This window comes from Candidatus Saganbacteria bacterium, from assembly GCA_016223245.1.
Classification (GTDB): Bacteria; Margulisbacteria; WOR-1; order XYC2-FULL-46-14; family XYC2-FULL-37-10; genus JACRPL01.
This window is the reverse complement of sequence record JACRPL010000009.1, coordinates 22,603-42,049: the sequence shown is the minus strand read 5'-3', so window position 1 is coordinate 42,049 and position 19,447 is coordinate 22,603. Positions and strand designations below refer to the sequence as shown.

The 19,447-nt window shown below is 43.5% G+C and carries 20 protein-coding genes and 1 tRNA gene; 10 read left to right on the top strand and 11 right to left on the bottom strand.

What is annotated here, in order from left to right; genetic code table 11:
- The 8 genes from HZC34_04245 (at position 1) to HZC34_04210 (ending at position 8,870) form a co-directional block, all read left to right on the top strand.
- Positions 1–1,470, top strand: coding sequence for an NADH-quinone oxidoreductase subunit M (locus HZC34_04245; protein ID MBI5701042.1), 1,470 nt, complete (start codon positions 1–3; stop codon positions 1,468–1,470).
- The gene (locus HZC34_04240) at positions 1,471–2,862 is read left to right on the top strand and encodes an NADH-quinone oxidoreductase subunit N (protein MBI5701041.1); all 1,392 of its coding nucleotides are present in this window, start codon (positions 1,471–1,473) and stop codon (positions 2,860–2,862) included.
- 91 nt (positions 2,863–2,953) lie between these two features.
- Entirely contained in the window at positions 2,954–3,124 is a 171-nt protein-coding gene (locus HZC34_04235; protein ID MBI5701040.1) for a hypothetical protein, read from the top strand.
- A 299-nt stretch (positions 3,125–3,423) separates the two neighbouring features.
- Complete coding sequence (locus tag HZC34_04230) at positions 3,424–4,761, top strand: TolC family protein (protein MBI5701039.1); 1,338 nt, start codon at positions 3,424–3,426, stop codon at positions 4,759–4,761.
- Positions 4,758–5,639 carry an efflux RND transporter periplasmic adaptor subunit gene (locus HZC34_04225; GenBank protein ID MBI5701038.1) on the top strand — a complete coding sequence of 294 codons (882 nt, stop codon included), beginning with the start codon at positions 4,758–4,760 and terminating at the stop codon, positions 5,637–5,639. The genes HZC34_04230 and HZC34_04225 overlap by 4 nt, the downstream gene beginning before the upstream one ends.
- A gap of 40 nt (positions 5,640–5,679) precedes the next feature.
- Entirely contained in the window at positions 5,680–6,324 is a 645-nt protein-coding gene (locus HZC34_04220) for an ABC transporter ATP-binding protein (GenBank protein MBI5701037.1), read from the top strand.
- Entirely contained in the window at positions 6,321–7,511 is a 1,191-nt protein-coding gene (locus tag HZC34_04215; GenBank protein MBI5701036.1) for an ABC transporter permease, read from the top strand. Before HZC34_04220 ends, HZC34_04215 begins: the two co-directional genes overlap by 4 nt.
- A gap of 165 nt (positions 7,512–7,676) precedes the next feature.
- Positions 7,677–8,870: an ABC transporter permease gene (locus HZC34_04210; protein ID MBI5701035.1), complete on the top strand. Its 1,194-nt coding sequence runs from the start codon at positions 7,677–7,679 to the stop codon at positions 8,868–8,870.
- Between the two features lie 57 nt (positions 8,871–8,927).
- Here the strand turns inward: HZC34_04210 and HZC34_04205 are convergent, their stop codons facing one another.
- From HZC34_04205 to HZC34_04160, 10 genes are all read right to left on the bottom strand, one after another.
- Positions 8,928–9,428 (bottom strand): TlpA family protein disulfide reductase, encoded by a 501-nt coding sequence (locus HZC34_04205; GenBank protein MBI5701034.1) that lies wholly within the window; start codon positions 9,426–9,428, stop codon positions 8,928–8,930.
- A 153-nt stretch (positions 9,429–9,581) separates the two neighbouring features.
- Positions 9,582–10,079, bottom strand: coding sequence for a helix-turn-helix transcriptional regulator (locus HZC34_04200; GenBank protein MBI5701033.1), 498 nt, complete (start codon positions 10,077–10,079; stop codon positions 9,582–9,584).
- Positions 10,080–10,793 carry a nucleotidyl transferase AbiEii/AbiGii toxin family protein gene (locus tag HZC34_04195; protein MBI5701032.1) on the bottom strand — a complete coding sequence of 238 codons (714 nt, stop codon included), beginning with the start codon at positions 10,791–10,793 and terminating at the stop codon, positions 10,080–10,082. It lies immediately after the preceding gene.
- An 82-nt stretch (positions 10,794–10,875) separates the two neighbouring features.
- Complete coding sequence (locus HZC34_04190) at positions 10,876–12,516, bottom strand: CTP synthase (GenBank protein ID MBI5701031.1); 1,641 nt, start codon at positions 12,514–12,516, stop codon at positions 10,876–10,878.
- A 3-nt stretch (positions 12,517–12,519) separates the two neighbouring features.
- Positions 12,520–13,803, bottom strand: coding sequence for an HlyC/CorC family transporter (locus HZC34_04185; protein MBI5701030.1), 1,284 nt, complete (start codon positions 13,801–13,803; stop codon positions 12,520–12,522).
- Complete coding sequence (gene ybeY / locus HZC34_04180) at positions 13,793–14,230, bottom strand: rRNA maturation RNase YbeY (GenBank protein ID MBI5701029.1); 438 nt, start codon at positions 14,228–14,230, stop codon at positions 13,793–13,795. Before ybeY ends, HZC34_04185 begins: the two co-directional genes overlap by 11 nt.
- Positions 14,214–15,500 carry a UDP-N-acetylglucosamine 1-carboxyvinyltransferase gene (murA, locus tag HZC34_04175; GenBank protein ID MBI5701028.1) on the bottom strand — a complete coding sequence of 429 codons (1,287 nt, stop codon included), beginning with the start codon at positions 15,498–15,500 and terminating at the stop codon, positions 14,214–14,216. Before murA ends, ybeY begins: the two co-directional genes overlap by 17 nt.
- Positions 15,497–16,654 carry a UDP-N-acetylglucosamine 2-epimerase (non-hydrolyzing) gene (wecB, locus tag HZC34_04170; protein MBI5701027.1) on the bottom strand — a complete coding sequence of 386 codons (1,158 nt, stop codon included), beginning with the start codon at positions 16,652–16,654 and terminating at the stop codon, positions 15,497–15,499. The genes murA and wecB overlap by 4 nt, the downstream gene beginning before the upstream one ends.
- A 34-nt stretch (positions 16,655–16,688) precedes the next feature.
- A complete protein-coding gene (locus HZC34_04165) occupies positions 16,689–17,645 on the bottom strand; it encodes an undecaprenyl/decaprenyl-phosphate alpha-N-acetylglucosaminyl 1-phosphate transferase (GenBank protein MBI5701026.1) in 957 nt (318 codons plus the stop codon).
- A gap of 167 nt (positions 17,646–17,812) precedes the next feature.
- On the bottom strand, positions 17,813–18,118 hold the full coding sequence (locus tag HZC34_04160) for a hypothetical protein (protein ID MBI5701025.1): 306 nt from the start codon (positions 18,116–18,118) through the stop codon (positions 17,813–17,815).
- Between the two features lie 107 nt (positions 18,119–18,225).
- Between HZC34_04160 and HZC34_04155 the strand changes: the two genes are divergently transcribed.
- Together HZC34_04155 and HZC34_04150 are read left to right on the top strand one after the other, a co-directional pair.
- Positions 18,226–18,573 (top strand): hypothetical protein, encoded by a 348-nt coding sequence (locus tag HZC34_04155; GenBank protein MBI5701024.1) that lies wholly within the window; start codon positions 18,226–18,228, stop codon positions 18,571–18,573.
- A tRNA-Glu gene (locus HZC34_04150) sits at positions 18,574–18,645 on the top strand. It abuts the gene before it with no gap.
- 55 nt (positions 18,646–18,700) lie between these two features.
- Here the strand turns inward: HZC34_04150 and HZC34_04145 are convergent.
- Complete coding sequence (locus tag HZC34_04145; GenBank protein ID MBI5701023.1) at positions 18,701–19,402, bottom strand: DUF4372 domain-containing protein; 702 nt, start codon at positions 19,400–19,402, stop codon at positions 18,701–18,703.
- Positions 19,403–19,447 lie beyond the last annotated feature (45 nt).

Genomic DNA, 19,447 nt, shown 5'->3' with positions numbered 1-19,447 from the left:
ATGTTATCCAGTATTATTTTTGCGCCGATCATAGGGATCTTGGTCTTACTTTTTACGCCAAAGGATAAAGTCAATTTTATTAAAATATTCGCGACGATAATATCGCTTATACCGTTCGCAATCTTGGGATATCTTGCGCTTAATTTCAATAATGCGCTACATGGCTTCCAATTCCAAGAAGTTTACCAATGGATACCATCTCTTGGCATTAAATACCACATAGGCATCGATGGATTAAGCTTGCCTTTGCTCCTATTGACCGCCCTGCTCACAACATTATCGCTTATTTATTCTTGGATCATAAAAGATCGGACAAAAGAATATTTCATTCTTTTCTTGCTCCTTGAAGTCGGCATGCTTGGCGTTTTCTCATCGCTCGACCTATTCTTGTTCTATATGTTCTGGGAAATAAGCTTGGTTCCTATGTACTTCTTGATCGGAATTTGGGGTGGCGCTAGGCGCGAATATGCGGCAATTAAGTTCTTCCTATATACTTTGATCGGAAGCTTGGCAATGTTACTTTCAATATTAGTTCTTTATTTCAATTCCAATCCTCACACTTTTGATATTTTGGAACTAGCTAGGATCGCCGATCCACGTCTTGCGGCTTTGGTTTTTATCGGCTTCTTTTTGGCTTTTGCGATCAAGGTCCCGATGTTCCCGTTCCACACGTGGCTGCCTGACGCGCACGTTGAAGCGCCAACCGCGGGATCAGTTATCCTTGCAGGAGTCCTTCTTAAAATGGGAAGCTACGGATTTTTAAGGTTCTCTCTCCCATTACTTCCTGAATCATGTAAATTCTTCGCTGTTCCGATCGCGATCCTTGCACTTATTAGTATAATTTACGGGGCATTGGTCGCTATGGCGCAAACAGACCTTAAAAAATTGATCGCGTATAGTTCTGTAAACCATATGGGTTATGTAATGCTAGGGATCTCTGTTGCCATGCTTGGCACTTTTGATACGGCCGCAAAAGCAGCCGCAATAAACGGCGCCATGCTTCAGATGGTAAGCCACGGTTTGATCACAGGCGGCTTGTTCTTGCTCGTAGGTGTAATATATGAAAGGACCCACACAAGACAACTTGCCGACTTCGGAGGACTTGGAGCCAAGATCCCTATTTTTGCGGGACTCTTCACATTCTTCGCGTTCGGATCATTGGGCCTTCCTGGCCTATCCGGCTTCATATCCGAATTCTTGATATTTGTCGGAGCTTTCCCGATATTCCCGGTTATTACCGCCATGTCATTGATAGGAGTACTTGCAACTGCGGCCCTATTCCTGATGGCTATAGAGAAAATGCTTTTTGGGAAATTGCTGCCGAAGAACAATCTTTTGGCTGACGCGGACGGCCGTGAAATATTCTGCTTGTCTGTATTGGGAATACTAACTTTATTTTTTGGCTTATACCCAATTCCTTTACTTGCAGTTATGGAGACTACTGTCAAAGCGCTGGTTGGAGGAATATAAGTGCGTCTTTTTCTCCCGGAATTAATATTACTGGCTACAGCTTTTTTGGTGCTGATATTTGACCTTATAAAGATCGGTCCAAAAAGGAAAAGCCTTCTTATTATATCTTTAGCCGGGATCACCTTGAGCTTTGTATCTCTTTTTGTCCCCTATTTTTCAACTGTAACGCTCCCAATGGTTCTATTTTCTTCATTTTGTGTTGTTGATATATTCTCGATATTCTTTAAAGGCTTATTTTTAGTCATTGGATCCCTTGTTCTCCTTATGAATTTTGATTTCTTCGCGAGTCAGGTCAAGAAGAACGAAGGGGAATTCTACTTCTTATTAATATCCTCCCTTTTAGGCTTGATGATAACAGCAAGCTCCACAAACCTCTTGCAGATCTATTTGGGGCTTGAGCTTATTGGACTTACATCATACGCATTGGCCGGGTTCCAAAAAACAGTCAAAAGATCGGCGGAAGCATCTATCAAATATTTTCTTTTTGGCGCTGTATCATCCGCGATCTTTCTATATGGCGTATCACTATTTTATGGTTTAACAGGATCTATTAATTTAATCCATCTTTTTGAACTAAGTTCCGCTCAACCATTGACATTTCTTGCGATAATATTCATGTTCTTGGGATTTGGTTTTAAGATCGCGATGTTCCCTGTGCAGTTCTGGTGCCCGGATGTTTACGAAGGCGCTCCCGCGTCAGTTACCACATATCTATCTGTAGGTCCTAAAGCCGCAGGGTTCGCGGTTCTTGTTCGTTTCGCGTCTATGCTTAATATGGATTTTATCCAAATTTTTGCGATTATGTCAGTCTTTACCATGACATGGGGAAACCTTGTCGCACTTAAACAGAAAAACGTCAAAAGGCTTATGGCTTATTCAAGCATCGCCCAAGCCGGTTACATATTAATCGGTTTGGTCTCAAGAGAATTAGGATATGGAGCTATAGCGTTTTATCTATTGGCCTATTCTTTTGCTAATATCGGAGTATTTGCCGTGATCACATATCTGTCAGATGCGATCGGGACTGAAACGATCGATAATTATAAGGGCTTTGCAAAACGCTCGCCCGCAATTGCCGCGGCCTTATCTATTCTCTTGCTCTCTCTCATAGGAATTCCGCCTCTTGCTGGTTTTATAGGAAAGTTCTTACTATTTAAAGCCGCGATCGATGCCGGATTCTTATGGCTAGCTTTAGTCGCCGTGGTAAACAGCGTTGTCTCGGTGTTCTATTATCTGGGCTTTGTCCGCGCGATGTACTTCGAAGGTGCAGAAGATGAATCACAAATTAAGGTGTCTCTTCTTATCTCATTGGTAGTTCTTGTATGCGTTGGAATGACTTTGCTGTTTGGAATACTTCCAAATATAGCGAATGGTTTCTTCTTGGGGATTTGACCCAGCTCTTATTGATTTCGCTTGACACCCTATTTTTATGAGTGCTAATATTAGCTGAATGAAAAAGCTAAAAGCAATATAATTAAAGGCTTTGTCGGATTTTGCAAATATGGTTTCCGCTGCATGGTTTACGGCGGGCATAATTTCTCCTTTTTTCACAAAACCATCATCACTTGTTGAATTACTGACTTTTGTTTTCACCGGATTACTCATGACTTGGGCGACTCTTAGATGGTCTTTGTTCCTTTTGGAGGACAATTAAATGATCGAATGGAACTTTGCGAATACATATTATTTTGCCGCGATAATAACCAGTTTGCTTATTATTTTTTTGTTTTTATACGGAAGGAGATTGAAATGACACAGATATTGGCAACTGTAGCTATTATTTTAGCGTTGATTTCGATTGGCATCAGCTATTCTTTTGGCCATCGATAATATTCATCTTCTTGGAGATATAATTTTATAAATAAACCATTTCCCATCCATTTGATTTCATATAAGCTTCTATTGATAATAATTCGAGTGAATTTCATGATTTTTTGATGTAAAATAATCAATATGGATAAGGTTCGTTTTGGTGTGAAATTTGTTATTTCTTTGTATCTTGTATCTTGTATCTTGTGTCTTGCCGTCAACGGCTTAACCCTTAAAGAAAGCATAAATATAGCCCTAAAAAACAATCCTGCCGTAATTGCAATGGACAAGAAGAACGAAGCCGCGAAAGCAAAATTGGCACAAGCGGTAGGCGCATTTTTCCCGACGTTAAAGATCGACGGCAACATTAGCCGGGACTATTCACAGCCCGCAACAGCGCAAATAACATCGCAGACATCTACAGGCGCCGTAACCCAAACTTTGTCGTTCGGCACCGATGCAACGGCCCAAACAAAAGCGATATCGGTAGCTCTGTCCCAGCCTATTTTTGTCCCTGCCCTTTTCCCGGGCTATAAGATCGCCCAAAGGAATGCTGATATCTCGAATGAAGAGTTAAAAAAGACAATACAAGCAACTTCATATGATGTAACTGTCGCTTATTACGGCATAATATCCGCGAAAAAACTTGTAGCGCTATCGGAAGATTCGCTTACTATGGCGAGGTCGCATTTGGACCAGGTAAAAACCATGCTTAGCACCGGCTCCGCAACGAGGACAGACACTTTGCGATCCGAGGTCCAGCTTGCAAATGCGGAGGCAGCCCTTACAAAAGCAAAGAACACCTATGAGGTAGCAAAAGCCTCTTTCAACAATGTATTGGGCAAGAGTTTGGACGAAACGATCGAGCTTACGGAGGATACTTTGGCCTTCACCGGGAATATCCCCGATTATAATTCATTATTAAAGGCAGGGTTTGTCAACAAGCCAGAATATAAACAGTTCTTATTTTCAAAAGATATTGCGGAATCAACCCTTCAAGCTGCACAAACCGGATATCTGCCGACAGTCTTTTTATCGGGAAATTCAGCGAACCGAATAACCGATTATCCGACATTTACGACCGACGTTAGGTCATGGCAAATCGTTGGAGCGGCATCGTGGACCTTGTTTGACGGATTAGGACTGCAAAATAGGATCCGTGAAGCCGCCGCTAATTTGGATTCGCAGAAAGCCTCCGAAGAACAGATAAAGAACGGGATCGCCCTTGAGGTCAGATCCGCATATTTAAACCTAAAAAGCGATATGGAGCTTATAGTTTCTGCCAAGAAAGCGGTCGACTACGCCGAAGAGAACTATAAATTGTCGAACTTCCGATACACATCGGGCGTTGGAACAAATCTAGAAGTTTTGGACGCGCAAGTAGCTCTTACACAAGCTAAGACAAATTATCTTAAGGCGACTTTTGACCTTGAGATCGACAGGGCAAAATTAAATAAAATATTAGGAACGGAGGTTTTATGAAAATCCAAAATTTGGGGAGGCCATGGATCATTGCAGCGATCGTAATTACGCTGGTCTCCGGCTTTATATTTATCAGATGGTGGAACCGGGATATTGTTCCTATCAAGACTGCGGTCATTGCCATAGGCCCTATCGAATCGGTAGTTTCCGCAAGCGGCGTTGTAGATGCCCCGGTTTACGATCTTGGGCCAAAACTTGGGGGGAAAATAGTATCTTTGTATGTCAAAGAAGGAAGCCGCGTATTTTCGGGCATGACCCTTGCGGAATTTGACGATACAACAAGGCTTGTCGCCCCGAACAACGGCATAGTCGCAAAAATAAATTTTCTTGAAGGCGAAACAGTTGTCCCCGGGTCTCCTGCGATAGTAGTTGTAAACTATGATAAATCGTGGGTCGAAGCGCAAATAGACGAGATCGATATCGGCAGCGTCAAAGTCGGCGAAAAAGTAAAAATAACAACGGATGTTTATCCCGATAAAGTTTTTGAAGGTGAAATATATTGGATATCGCCTCTCGCCGAATTAAGGAAAGTCGGAGGAAGGATCAAGCTCGATGAAGAATCTTATGTATTCCCATGCAAAATAAAGTTTTTGGGCGACCATAAGGACTTAAAAGTGAATATGTCGGTCAACGTCGATATTGTTACCAAAACAAGCATGGAAGCATTGCTTGTGCCGCGCGAAGCGCTTGTAAGCCGGGATGATTCAACCTACGTTTTTGCCGTAAAAGAAAACAGGGTTTACGAAAAAAAGATCGATGTCGGGATCCGGTCCTTTGGCAGTGTCGAAGCAATATCCGGATTGACGCATGGAGATGCCATTGCAATTACAAATATCTCAAAGCTAAAGAACAAAGGCAGGGTAAAAATTGAACAATAACGCGGTCGTACGCGTAAACGAAGTAAAGAAGATATACCGCATGGGCGCGGTGGAGGTCCAAGCGCTTAAAGGGATAAGCCTTACTGTCTCAAAAGGCGAGTTTTTGTCGATAATGGGCCCTTCCGGATGCGGAAAATCGACCCTTATGCATATTTTAGGATGCCTGGACAAGCCAACTTCTGGCCATGTTCTTTTAGATGGCGTTAATATCGACGAATTGAACGACAATAATTTGGCGGAAATACGAAATAAAAAAGTGGGATTTGTTTTCCAGACGTTCAACCTCCTGCCAAAGCTCAACGCGATCGAAAATGTCGAGCTCCCGCTCATTTATGCGGGAGTAGGTTTTGACGAAAGAAGGAAAAAGGCTCTCGACCTTCTCCAAATTGTAGGCCTTAAAGACAGGGCAGAACATAAGCCAACGGAATTATCCGGCGGCCAAAGCCAAAGGGTAGCTATTGCGCGCGCACTGATAAACAACCCCTCAATAGTATTGGCCGATGAACCGACGGGAAACCTCGATTCCAAGAGCGGAGAAGAAATTATCGATCTTTTTTCTGAATTAAACGGCAGGGGGATCACTCTTATCATCGTCACCCACGACCAGGAAATAGCCGACCACAGCAAAAGGATATTAAGATTAAAGGACGGCTTGGTTATATCTGATGAGCAAGTAAGAAAATGAACCTTGCCGAACCATTTAAGCTTGCGGTATTTTCACTCCTTTCAAACAAGCTTCGATCGATCTTAACTACTCTAGGGGTCATAATCGGCGTCGCAACAGTTATAACGTTAGTATCTATGGGTGAAGGTGCAAAAAGCTATATCCTCTCCCAAATAAGTGGCTGGGGTGTCGGGGCAAACACTTTGATGATACATCCCGGCGATGGGGATATGGGCGTGCCCACCCTTTCCATAACATATCAAGATTCGATAGCACTTCGCGAAAAACTTAAGAATTTGGATTATCTGATGCCGGAGTTCGTCGGGCGCGGAAAAATAAAATACGGGAAAAAAGAATATACGCCGTCTTTCACAATGGGGGTCTCCGCCGATTATCCCTTTGCCTACAAGCAGAAAGCAACCGAAGGCAGATTTTTTTCTAAGGCTGACGAAAACGGAAGAAAACCATACGTGGTCATTGGCAAAACTATAGCCAGAAAATTATTTGGCGGATCGACCCCGATCAATGAAAGAATAAAGATCAATGGAATAGGTTTTATTGTAGTAGGAGTTCTCGAAGAAAAAGGAGCCATGATGACGTTTGATATGGATGACATGGCACTCATCCCAACAACTCTCTCCGAATCAACGCTTGGGATCTCAAAGATCTGGGAAATATTTCTGGTCTTCAATTCGGAAAAAGATATCCTGCCCGCGATAAAAGATGTAAACAAGATATTGTTTGCGCGGCACAAAAGAATTGATTTCCATGCGCATACCCAGGCGGGAGTTATAGATATATACAACAACGTCTTAAATGCGCTAACCGGGATCATAAGCGCTATCGCCGGAATATCCCTTCTTGTTGGCGGAATTGGGATCATGAATATAATGCTCGTGTCGGTAACTGAACGAACGCGAGAAATAGGCATAAGAAAAGCGATCGGCGCCAAACAAAACGACATCTTCCTGCAATTTCTTATAGAATCGATAATAATTACAATGACAGGTGCGTTAATTGGCGTGAGCCTTGGAACTCTTGCTTCATGGGGAATAATGAGCGCACTTCGCCTTCAGGCCGTTATAGCTTATGGAGCGGGGCTTATAGCATGTTTTGGAGCCCTGCTTGTCGGCATATTTTTTGGAGTATACCCCGCGATGATGGCGGCTAGACTTGATCCTGTAGAGGCTTTGAGGCATGAAGCATGAGTGAGATAATGACCCTCACCCTATTATCCCTCTCCCGGAGGGAGAGGGATGAGAAAATTATTAATATAATTGGAAATAATTAGATGAGAATATTTTATTTATTAAGTTAAAAAGCATGCTTTCCCCTCTCCCCCTGGGAGAGGGGAATAAAAGGGGTGAGGGCCAATGACCTTCTTCATTTATGAGAGCTTAAAGCAAGCACTCAGAGCTCTTGCATCAAATAAAGTCAGGTCGTTTCTTACGATGTTAGGCGTTGTAATTGGAATATTCTCGGTCATTACTTTAGTCACGATCGGCGAAGGGGCAAAATCGTATATAACAGACCAGATTCAAAATCTTGGCGCGGGGTATGATTCATTTATTATAACAGCCGGCAAAGACAATGCATCACCCCCAAATCCAAAATTCCTGTATTCCGATATAAATTATTTAAAAAGCAGGATCCCGGAAATAAAAGATATAGTGCCTTTTAATCCCGCATCGGGCGACATATACTACGGGAAGAAAAAATATAAAGCGCCCCTCATCCTTGGAACGACCCCGAACGTATCGGAACTCATGAGCAGGAAGATCCAATCGGGGAGATATTTTACTTGGGCCGAAGTAGATTCCAGGCGAAAAGTGGCATTGATAGGTCCAAAGATCGCGAGGCAAATATTCGGAGAAGCAACACCTCTTGGCGAAAAAATAAAGATCCGCGGGAATAACTACTTGATAATAGGGATCACCTACGCGGTCGGAAGTATTGGCCCTATGGATATGGATAGGCGAGTAATTGTTCCGATAACTACCGCTCAAAATATGATGGGAACGAATAACATTTTGAGGTTCAATATTTTTCCAAAAGATATAAAGAAATTGGACGAAGTCCAAGAAAAAGTCAGGCTAGCTTTTATAAAACGTCTTGGAAACGATGATTTTAGGTTCATTACATCAAAAGGATTATTAAATATTGTAGATGGGATCCTTAATGCTCTGACCGGTTTTGTTGCTGGCATTGCCGCAATATCACTTGTGGTTGGCGGAATAGGGATCATGAACATCATGCTTGTGGCGGTTAACGAAAGAGTTCGCGAGATAGGGATCAGAAAGGCCATTGGCGCTAAAAACCGCAATATAGTTCTACAGTTCCTTGTTGAATCAATGCTTATTAGTTTTATCGGTGGGATAATCGGGATATTGCTGGGAATAACCGGCGCGTTCTTAATAATGTATTTCATTAAGGGAACTCTTGTCATTGCCTATTGGGCAATAATCCTTGCGACAACTGTTTCCGCGATTGTAGGTATTTTTTTTGGGGTATACCCAGCTGTCAGGGCCGCGAGATTGGATCCTGTGGTTGCTTTGAGATATGAGTGAGTCCCCAAGCCCTCACTCATCATTATAGTTTTCAAAAAAGCAAAAGATGGATGAGGGCTATTTACTTACTTCCAAAGATACAAACTTTCTGATAGCCTGATCGACATTTTCATCAAAATCGACGAAAATATCGGCTATGAGCCCATTTTTGCCAATAACGATGGTTGTTGGAAGTATCAAGATAGCGTATTTATCGATCGACTTGAGCTTCCTGTCAAGCAACAGGCTGAATTCTATCTTGTTCTCGTAAGAAAAACTCTCAAGGTCATTGATATTCTTATCGAAAGAAACCCCAAGAATATTGATACCCGATGCTTTATTTTCTTTAATTATCTCATTTAAGGCCTTGATCTGATGTTTGCAGGATTTGCTCCACGACGCGAAGAAGGCCAAAATCGTGGGTTTTCCGCGGAAATCAGATAAATTCACCGTTTTATTTTGCAGGTTTGGCAAAGACAATGCCGGCGGGGGCGCACCAATAGATGGCGCTGCGGCCGCAATACATGGATTGGCGACCATAAGCATGATCGCCATTGCAACCAAACAAGGGAACCTCATTACAATATTTAGTATATTATGGGGCAAAAATAAAGTCAAGAAAAGATTAAGCTGTCTAGGTGTTCGGGAACAACAGATTTTGCTTGATAGACTTAATATCGATATTGTCTTCACCGAGGTTTATTGCATGTGTGACCGCCGCGTCGCAGAATTTTATTCATTCCCCCATGACCAAGAATCAATCCCAAGGATCTTGCTCAATCGCATTAAAGTCCCAAGTGTGATGTTTTTTGTCCCAAGCTCGATATCCGAAATATCCGGCTGTTTCATCCCCGCACGCCTCGCCAGGTCTGACTGGCTCCAGCCCAATCTTATCCTTTTGTCTTTTAATATTTTCCCCAGCTTTATAAGGTTTTCTGAAGATCTCCCTAACGGCCGGGTTTTTCCGGACAATTGCTCATAAACGGTTTCCCACCACGCCCTAAAATCAGGTGACTGTTTTTTCTTTATCCAATATTGCCGTATTTTGGGCCAAGCTCTGACAAATCGTTCCTTGCCGACCAGGGCAAATAATTCTTTCGGCGAATCGCATCTGGAGAGCAAAACAAATATTCGTTCAACATATTTTGGATGCTCGGGATCCTTGATTATTTTGGCGATTTCTTTGAGCGCTTGCGGATTCAATCCCCAGAAATATTTTTTTATGTTCATTTATACTACCTCCGCCATGAACGACCTGATCTCTTTATCTAAATAATCGATCATCTTCGCGGCATCAAAATGCTTGTCATAAATCGCAAGATCCAAAACACCCAGCTTAGTTTCCTGCCTCGAATAACTGCGGAACCATTGGATCATTCCTCTCTGGTAATTTTTATACAGCTTTCTTAAGAATTTATGCAAGGGGAGGATATTTTTTGAAAGGTAATAAATATCAAAAACATCCCTTGCTTCCATCCTGCCGGCAACAGCTTCCCTCCCTATTTCATCGGCCAAAAGCCTCGTTCCCGTTAAAGCGACAACTTTTTGGAAATATATCTCTTTTACGGCATAAACTGGGACTTTTTTAAAGAGTTCGATCTGCGGTTTGGAAAACAATACGTCTTCTACAAAATCTATTTTTAACGGGACCGCCGTTCCCTTTATTTTAACAGTATAAAAACGGACTCTTGCCCGGCCGGCTGCGGCAAAATCATTTTCAAGCTTTACCCGCGAGCCGACAGTTTTGCTGAATTCGGCAATTATTTCGTCGATCTCTTTTAGTCCGTATTTTGGTGAGAAAAAATCCAGGTCGCGAGAGAATCTATGCTTGAGATAAAACAATTCTAAAGCTGTCCCGCCAGCCAGCGCGAAGGTTTTTGACGTTTTGGCAAAGGAACGCAGCAACTTCAGCTGCGCATCGCGAATCTGCGTATCGATCTCCATTATGCCTTCCTTTGCTTATAGCTTTTAACCTATAATTAATATAGATTATAAGCTATATAGACGCGATGTCAAGTGCAGAATATTATGCGAAAAGCTTAGCCTGCTCGGCGAGCCTTTTTGTCGCGGCTTTCACATATTCACGGAAGACCGGATGCGGCAGATTGGGGCGGGACTTGAATTCCGGATGGTATTGGGTCGCTAAAAAGAATGGATGCGAGGGTATCTCTATTACCTCGACCAAATCGCATTTTTCATAAATTCCGGAAAATACCATTCCCTTCTTTTCAAATTCGTTCTTGTACTTGTTATTGAACTCATAACGGTGCCTGTGGCGTTCGGAAATCAATTCCTCGCCATATATCTTATAGAGCAATGTATCTTTTATTATTTTGCATGGATAAGCTCCAAGCCTCATCGTCCCCCCCTTCTCGGAAACGCCGACCTGGCCTTCCATCAAGTCAATTATAGGATATTTGTTCTCGAGGTCGAATTCGGAAGAATTCGCATTCTCCATTTTGCATACGTTACGCGCGAATTCGATGACCGAGGCCTGCATCCCGAGGCAAAGGCCTAAATAGGGGATGTTATTTTCCCTGGCATATTGGATGGCTTTTATTTTTCCTTCTATCCCGCGTATCCCGAACCCGCCGGGGACCAATATGCCGTGAACATCGCGGAAAAGCGGCTCCATATTCACTTCATGTTCTATCTCTTCGGCATTTATCCATTTGATCTCAATAGCCGCTTTGTTGCTTATCCCCCCATGTTTCAATGATTCAACAATACTGATATACGAATCCCTTAATTGGGTATATTTTCCGACGATCGCGATGTTTACGGTATGCTCGGGCGACTTGTAATCATTGGCCATTTTTTCCCATTCTTCAAGATCTGCGCGTTCCGACATCAGATCGAGATATTTAACCACTATCTCATCGAGCCTTTCTTTTTCGAGCGCGAGAGGGACATCGTAGAGCGACCCGATATCCGGAAGGCCGATCACAGCGTCGCGGGCAACGTCGCAGAATAGGGATATTTTATCTTTTAATTCCTGCGTCAAAGGCTCTTTCGACCTGCAGATAATAATATCAGGATGGATGCCTATTGCCCTCAATTCTTTGACAGAATGCTGTGTGGGCTTTGTCTTGAACTCTTCGGTAGTGTCTAGGAATGGGACAAGCGTCACATGGATGTTGATGCAGTTATCGCGGCCGACATCTTTCCGAAACTGCCTTATCGCTTCTAGGAACGGAAGCCCTTCGATGTCACCGACTGTCCCGCCTATTTCGCAAATTACCACGTCAAAATGTTCGTCGCGCGTTACGCGTTTTATGCGTTCTTTGATCTCATTTGTAATATGCGGGACAACCTGCACTGTCCCACCCAAATAATCGCCTCGGCGCTCTTTTGAAAGGACCGACCAATAAACCATTCCGGTCGTGATATTGTTCGCTTTTCCCAAATTTTCGTCGATAAATCTTTCGTAGTGGCCGAGGTCAAGGTCTGTTTCGGCCCCGTCTTCGGTCACAAATACCTCTCCATGCTGATATGGGTTCATAGTTCCCGGATCGACATTAATATAAGGATCAAGTTTTTGGATAGTGACGGTTATCCCTCTGGATTTCAAGAGGCGGCCTAGCGATGCCGCGGTTATCCCCTTCCCAAGAGACGAAACAACGCCTCCGGTTATGAAAATATATTTTGGATGCTTAGTTTCCTGCAAAATTCATCCTCCCACCGCATTTTCGTCCAGATTTTTTTCAAGCTTGATAATTTTGAGCCGCGTTATCCTGCGGCGCAAAACTTTTTCAACGCTTATCTCGACGTCGTCATATTTTATCACATCTCCGACCGATGGCATCTTATCCAATGTTTCAAAAACAAAACCGGCGATCCTGTCGTACTTTTCCGAAACAGGAATATCGATCGAAAGTTCCGAGTTGACGTCCTCGATCAGCATTTTACCGTCGATAAGATAAGTGTTTTCGGAGATCTTTTCAAGGTTCTTTTCGGCCCTTTCGAACTCGTCGTGTATCTCGCCGACGATCTCCTCGATCAAGTCTTCCATTGTAACGATCCCCGATGTAACCCCGTACTCGTCGACAACAACAGCGATATGCGTCCTATTGGCCTGCATCTGATGGAGCAGTTCATGTATCATCTTGCCTTCGGGAATAAAAATAACGGACCTCATAAAATCGCGCAAGGATTGGTCTCTCGATATCTCGAGCAGGTCTTTTGAATATATAACACCAACGATGTTATCAATATTATTTTCGTAGACCGGGATCCTGGAGTGGCCCGTTTCTTTTATTTTTTTGAAAACATCCTCTATCGGGACCGAATCTTCGACAGCCGCGATATCGGGTCTTGGGGTCATCACCTCTTTGACGCTTGTCTCTCCGAATTCAAAGATCGACGAGATCATTTCGCGCTCTTCCCGCTCGATGACTCCTTCTTTTTCGGAAGCGGATATCATAAACCTAAGGTCCTCTTCGGTTATAAATGCCCCATACTCGGGCATTTTGCCGCCCAAAATACGCACAAAAGGAAAGGCTATCCATTTAAGGATTATTTCGAGAGGGGTTAATATGATAGAAATAATATATATCGGCCATGAAAATACGAGCACAAGGGTTTCCGCCCTGCGGATCGCAACTGTTTTAGGGACAACATCGCAGAACATCAAAAGGATCAAAGTTAGTATCGCCGTTGCAGCCCCCAACACCAGCCCAACATTTTTTGCGCCCGCGTCCTCAAAGAGCCTGATCACAATATCTGCTCCAAGGACCGTTGCCCCGGTATTTACAATATTATTTCCAACAAGGATTATGGATATCAGCTTGCTTGGTTCGTTTTTTAACTTTTGGGCGAGCTTTGCTGCCGGTAGATTTCTTTCGACAAACTGCGAGAACTTGATCCGGGGGAGCGAAATGAAAGCAGTTTCAGTCGCCGAAAAGAAAGCCGACGCCAGGACACAAACAAAAAACATTAATATTTCAATTACCATATATTCCCATTTCCTTATGAGTATAACCTAAAACGTGCAAAGCGCCATGCATAGCAAGCCTTATCAATTCATTTTCTATTGGGACATTATACTCTTTCGCCTGTCTTAAAGCATCCGGGATCGATATATAAATATCACCAACGATTTTTTTATCATCTCCGAACTCGAAAGATAATACATCGGTCGATTCATTTTTATGCCTGTACCTATTATTTATTTTTTTCATATATTTATCATCGCAAAAAGTGATGCTTAATTCTCCTTGCGGAACCTGCGAGTAAACCCTGCCTGCCGGCAGGCACGGCTCGCGGTTCCGTGGTTTAGAGAATAATTGTTTAACTTTTCTCTTAATAACCCTGCCAATCCTTACTAATCCCTCTTGTCCCTCTTGATCCTTCCCTTCCCTGTAATTAAGATATATCTTCATCGTACTCCGAAATGTTCTTTAATTCCCTTATGTCCGCTCCAAGCTTCCTCAACTTGATGTCAAGCCCCTCATAACCTCTTATGATAAATCTTTCAAGGTCGTCGATCAAAGTTTCGCCATCCGCCGAAAGTCCTGCTATTATCAAAGCCGCTCCCGCCCGCAGGTCCCTGCTCTTGACCGGAGCTCCTGAAAGTTTTGGTACGCCCGTAATTATAGCGCTCTGGCCTTCAAGCCTTATATTGGCGCCCATCCTGTTCAATTCCTGCGCATGCATGAACCTGTTCTCAAAAACTGTTTCCGTTACGACCGAAGTGCCGGTGGATCTGCAAAGCAATGCAGACATTTGCGCTTGAAGATCCGTTGGAAATCCGGGATATGGGAGAGTTTTTATATCCGTAGGATGTATCCCGTCAGGAACAGTTACCCGAACGGAATTACCTTCTTCTTTTATATCGATCCCTGCTTGTTTAAGCTTGATGATCGCCGAATCAAGATGCGCGGCGTTTATGCCTTTTAATAAAATATTCCCTTTTGTCGCTGCTGCGGCAATTATCAATGTCCCGGCTTCTATCCTATCGGGGATAACGTCATGCCCAACTGCATTAAGGGACCTTACCCCGATGATCTTTATTTCCTCCGTTCCGGCGCCCATTATTTGCGCTCCGGCTTTGTTCAGAAAATCCGCCAGATCGACGATCTCGGGTTCGCGCGCGGCATTTTCAATAATAGTTTCACCGTTAGCAAGGGACGCCGCCATCATAATTGTTTCTGTAGCGCCGACGGAGGGAAAATCAAGATATATCTTGTCTCCTTTCAGCTTATTTGCGGAAACTATTACAAAACCATGCTCCATGGCGATCTTGGCCCCAAGAGCTTTTAATCCTTTCAAATGGATGTCAACGGGGCGAGAGCCTATGGCGCAGCCGCCGGGCAGGGGTATTTTTGCAAAACCTGTTTTTGCTAGAAGCGAACCGATAATAAAAAATGAAGCCCTCATTTTGGTAACAAGCTCATAGGGCGCTACATGTTTAATGTTATGGTTGACCCATGTGCGGACAATATTCGGGTGGGAATATTCGGCCCTTATTCCAAGAGATCTTAATACCCTGATCATTGTCTGGATATCTAATAGGTTCGGGACGCGGTTGATTTTGCTTTCGCCGTTCGTCAAGATCGCTGCGGCAAGGATGGGCAAGGCGGAATTTTTAGAACCTGATACCGCGACTTCTCCGTTTAATTTATTCCCGCCGCGTACAAGTATCCTTCTCATGCTGATTTGAACTCCCCTAATCTTTCATCGATAAAACCGAAATAATGCAGAATAGCCGAAAGAGTGCGCTCCGATGCATGCCCATCCCCGTAAGGGTTGACCGATTTTTGCATGCTTTTGTAAACCGCCTTGTCGCATAAAAGCTTTTCGGATTCTTCGAAAACAGCTCCTTCAGAAACGCCTATCAGTTTTACGGTTCCCGCTTCGATCGCCTCTGGGCGTTCTGTTTTTTCGCGCAATACAAGGACCGGCTTCCCAAGCGATGGAGCTTCTTCCTGGACGCCGCCGGAATCGGTCAGTATAAAATACGATCCTTTCATAAGATGCACGAACGGCTCATAATCCAAGGATTCGATAAGCTTGATATTTTTGACGCCGTTCAATATTTCTCTAGCGGCAATATTGACCGCCGGATTTTTATGGACAGGAAGGACCACATTTATCTCATTTTCATATTTTTCCGCAAGCCTTCGTATCGCTTGGAATATCCCGCGCATCGGATGACCGAACGATTCTCTCCTATGCGCCGTGACCAAGATTGTTTTCTTGTCGGGTCCAAGGTTCAGCCCCAATTTGCCGATATCGTATTTTCTTTTAGCTACCGCAAGCAAAGCGTCGATCACGGTATTTCCCGTGCAATAGACTGTTTGTCTTGGTATCCCCTCGGAGAGCAAATGCGTGACGGATGTTGCCGTAGGAGCGAAGTGGAGGTCCGCAACGACCGAAATAAGCCTGCGGTTCGCTTCTTCCGGATAAGGTCTTGTCTTGTCGCCCGTCCTAAGGCCCGCCTCGACATGGCAAACAGGGACTTTGTTGTAAAAAGCGCAAAGCCCGGCCGCAAATGCGGTACTAGTATCGCCCTGGACCAAAAGCATATCTGGTTTTTCGCGCAAAATTATATTTTCAAGGCCCACGACCGTCTTTGAAACTATTTGCGATAAAGTTTGGGCATCCTGCATAATGCTTAGGTCATAGTCAGGATTGATATTGAATATCCGGAGTACCTGTGCGAGCATCTCCCTATGCTGTCCCGTCGAAACGATTATCGGCGACAAAATATCCTTGTGTTTTCTAATCTCAAGGATGAGAGGGGCCATCTTAATCGCTTCCGGCCTTGTCCCGAAAACGAACATGATCCTTTTTTCCTGCGCCATTATTATCTCCTAGCCCCGAGCTTTGTCGAGGGGCTTATCTTTGCAAAGCCATTAAGATCGCAAAAATGCTCAACAGAAAACACGCGACATAAATTGAAAGCACCGCTTCTCTTTGGGTGAACCCCGCCCTCAAAAGCATGTGGTGTATGTGCTTGTTATCGGCCTTAAAAGGGTTCGCCCCGGAACTCAATCTTCTTCCTATAGCGAACATCATATCAAAGATCGGTACGCCCAAAATGAGCAAAGGGATGATCAATGCTACGACAAGTGTAGTCTTAAATACGCCGATTATCGCGGCGCTTGCAATAATAAACCCTAAAAGATAGCTTCCCGAATCACCAAGGAATATCCTTGCAGGGAAAAAATTGAATTTTAAGAACCCAAGGCAAACACCTGCGAGGGAAAGGAGGATCAATGCGGCGCCGATCTCGTGTGTGCGGAGGGCTACAATGAAAAGAGTTCCTGCTGAAATGGCCGTAACGCCGGCCGCCAAGCCGTCAAGCCCATCGATCAAATTGATGGCGTTTGTGACGCCGGTGATCCAAAGCAAAGTCAACGGGATCGAAATAAAAGCGGAAAATAGGATAATGCCGTTGAATGGATTCGATATAAAGTTGATCTCAACGCCAAAAAGTACCATGAGCGATGCGGCTATGACCTGCCAAATAAATTTTGCGCTTGACCTTAAATTGTAAATATCATCGAAAAGCCCCATTAAAAATATGATAGTTGAAGAAATAAGCAAGCCGAAGATCGGCTGTATATTGATCTGTATCTCGAAATGCTCCAATAGCACAAGCGCCGCAACTATCGAAAGCAAAAAACCTATATAGATCGCGATCCCTCCGAGCCTAGGGACCGGGCTTGTATGTATCTTCCTTTCATTGGGCCGGTCGACAAAACCTTTTTTTGAGGCAAAATCGATGACCATTGGGGTCAACAAAATGGTTGCAAAAAACGCTATAAAGAAGGTCGTAAGATATAAGATCATTACGGGAATACATTATAACAGAAATTTTCCTTTTATGCTATAATCAATAAAATATGAAAACCTATTTCAAAATTTGTATTCCGCGTTCAATGTCAAACCAAGGCTAGTACTAAAGCCGAATTTGCCTATGAGATCGCCAAATTTGCGCCCAAATTCAACGCCAACGCCTATAGCTGTGCCTTTTTCAATAGTGTCCGCAAGGCCGAGTATGCCGCGGACCCTGTTTGAATAACTCGCAAGATCAAGGCTTGCCCTATCATGGCCGGCGCTGACAACAATTTGCTTATTTTAGCCTTGCTCTTTCCCTTTGTTTTCGACAACTTCGCCTTTAATTGCTTTATATTGCTTTCAACTTTGGCTATTTTTGATTTATAAAACCCGATCTTTGTGTTCGAAAGTTCTTCTGCGTAAAGAGCGGCCATAGAAAAGAAAGAGAGCAACAATACCAAAATCAATATTTTCCAATTGAACATTAACGCACCTCCGATAAATTTATCACTGCCGCTCCCATAGCTGCTATTATAAAATAAATATTATTAATGTCGAGCGATATTAATTTAATGGTATAATAAATAAAAATATGGGAGTAAAAATGAAATTCGATATTGAAGAACAGCATTTTGCGGTGTTTAATTTATTGCTGATGCTCATGGTCTGGGCAAATGTTTGTTACTTTTTGGTTATATTCTTACGCACTGTCCTACCGATGCTTATTACGACCTTGCTTATAATAACTGGAGCGGCGCTTACGATCATAATGTCTATAATTACGATTTACATATCAATAAAATGGATCCGGCATCACAACCTCGGATGGTGGCTTTTGGTCGGGCTTATAGTCGTATTTATTATTTCAATAAGCCTTGAAGCGACCGTTAAGTCCATTTTCATCCGCCAACAGCTCTTCGAGCAACAAGAGTTTAGATAAGGCCCTATAGTCTAATGGCTAGGACACGACCCTCTCAAGGTCGGGATACGGGTTCGATCCCCGTTAGGGCTAATTAAAGGGATAATGTCGAACTTCTTGTCAGGGTGCTTGCCCAGGGAAGTTTTGACTATGTAATCGAAGGGCTTTTCGAGTTCGACTTTGGCGATCTTCTTGTCGTTGACCTCGATCCGCTTGAATATCGTCTGTAATAGCAGCTTTTTGTTGGTCGCCGTGTCCGTATAACCGATACGCCGATGTAAATCGCCATCGGTTCCAAACGCAATTCGTCGAGTATATTTACTTCGTGAATATTGCCCGGGGTAATGATAACTGTCGTCGGTATACTGCCCCGTAAATCTAAAAGAGTATGCAGTTTTACTGCGGCTTTGGTCTTGTGAAATTTGGCCCAGGGAAACAAGGAAAGACACAAATCGATCACCGTGGCGTCCAGAGCGTAGGCCACGTGTTTGAGTTCCACACCGAAGTCTTCGTCTGCGTATAACCTTCTCGCTTTCCGGATCAGTATCTGGGCAAAGTCCGCGTAGATTCTCCAATTGCGAACGCTGTTGGCATTGGCCAAAGTGTTTCTTGCTATTCCGCCATGCAATCCGACATGGTGTAATTTCGGCTTCATTGTTCGCAGGCAAGTTTCTATATCCCGAAGGCTTGCCCAATAGGTCAACTGAGCAAAAGCCATACTTAAATATTGATCCCAACAGAAAAAACTTTTTACCTTGTAATTGCCATGATAGCGTTTCACGCATTGTCGTACCGCGGAATGAAATCCATAACTTGAGCGAATAAAGTTAGCCCAGTATTCATATGTCATTACCTCCAGGTGTTTACCCCTGAAAGCATGCCCTTTATTGCCTTT